This is a genomic window from Coprococcus sp. AF99-45, from assembly GCF_027663865.1.
Taxonomy (GTDB): domain Bacteria; phylum Bacillota; class Clostridia; order Lachnospirales; family Lachnospiraceae; genus Allocoprococcus; species Allocoprococcus comes.
The window spans coordinates 1-1,558 of record NZ_JAQDGZ010000056.1; the positions used below are offsets into that span (position 1 = coordinate 1).

The 1,558-nt window shown below is 37.5% G+C and carries 1 protein-coding gene; it reads left to right on the top strand.

From position 1 onward, the window contains the following. Positions 1-114: 114 nt before the first annotated feature. Complete coding sequence (locus tag PGR14_RS15975; RefSeq protein ID WP_118340187.1) at positions 115-1,416, top strand: transposase; 1,302 nt, start codon at positions 115-117, stop codon at positions 1,414-1,416. The last annotated feature ends 142 nt before the right edge of the window (positions 1,417-1,558 follow it).

Below are 1,558 nucleotides of genomic sequence, written 5' to 3' on the forward strand. Positions count from 1 at the left end.
TAGCCATGAGCAAAACTCCACACATTCAGTATTTATGCGGGTTTGCGAGGCATGGCAACCTCATTAATCACTTCAAATTTATAGTAACAATCAGCTCCAAATGATATAATTAAGTTGTCAAAATCAATTCACCGAAAGGAGCTGATTGTTATCTATCGTCAAGAAATTTTGAAAGACATTCGTCTTTTCACTTCACAACCAGTTGCAAAGTTTTATGATTCTCTTTTTCTGAATCTTGATTTATCCTTTGTTCCGGAATTTCCCAAGACAGGAAGGAAAGGCTTTTCAAATCACGCTATGATTTGTTCCTTTATTGTCATGAAATGCGAAGGTTTCTCCATGATTTCCGATCTTGTCGATTATCTTCACAATAATCTTCTGATTGCGCATTTTTGTGGCTTTGATATTTCTCGTCCACTTCCTTCTTATTGGACTTTTGATCGCTTCCTGAAAAATTTCGATAACAAAGTTCTCTCTGAAATCATGAAAACTCAGGTGTTATTCCTTTCTAAAGAAGGTATTGTAGACACTTCTTTTATTGGCTTAGATTCAACCCCTGTCTCTGCAAATACTTCACAGAATAATCCGAAATCTTTTCTCTCAAATAAGTTTAAACCCGGAAATCAACCAAGGGCGGATTCGGATTGTAAACTCGGCGTCCACACTGCATCCAATCAAACGAACGAGAAAAAATATGAATTCTATTGGGGCTATAAAAATCATGTCCTTGTAGACTGTATTTCAGGTCTTCCTATTTATGAAATGACCACAACCGCAGAAGTTCATGATGCTACCGTCGCTTTAGATATCCTTGCTGCTACCCATTCCTTTCAACCAATAACGGACTGCACATTCCTTGCCGACAAAGGTTACGATGTCAAAAATATCTACAATCAGGTTAAGGATCTTTACAATGGAGAATGTATCATTCCATTAAACAAACGTAATTCCAAAAATCCGAAACTTCTTCCTCAAGGGAATCCCATTTGCGAAGCAGGGCTTGCCATGTGGAAGGATGGTAAGTTTTCCGATTGTGGTCGTACCCGTCAAAAGTTTTGTTGTCCTCTAAAATCAAGTAAAGATACCGTTTGCCCATGCCACCACAAAAATTTCTATAATGGTAAAAAGCATCGTGGCTGTACGAAATATCTCACCATTCCTGATGATTTAAGACTTTCCATTGATAGGGACAGCAAATATTTTGAAAGTAATTATTCACTCCGCACAGAATGTGAACGCTATAATTCGCGTTTTAAAAATACTGGTCAGGAGCGGATGTGGGTGAGAAATAAAGCGTCTGTTACAAACTTAAACACACTTGCCCATATCAGTTTACTGGCAGTTGCCGTTGCCGCAATCACTAGACATTCCGGTCAGTCTTATCGCAAACTAAAAACAATAAAACGAATTGCTTGATTAAAAATTTCTCATAGTCTTATGATTTCGTAAGTTTTGGACTTACGTTAGCTTTGCTATGCCATAAAATCGTAACCTCAAACTTTATGGAAACTAACTGCCACGTCCTACTTTTGAATTAATGTGTTTTGCTCATCTCTAT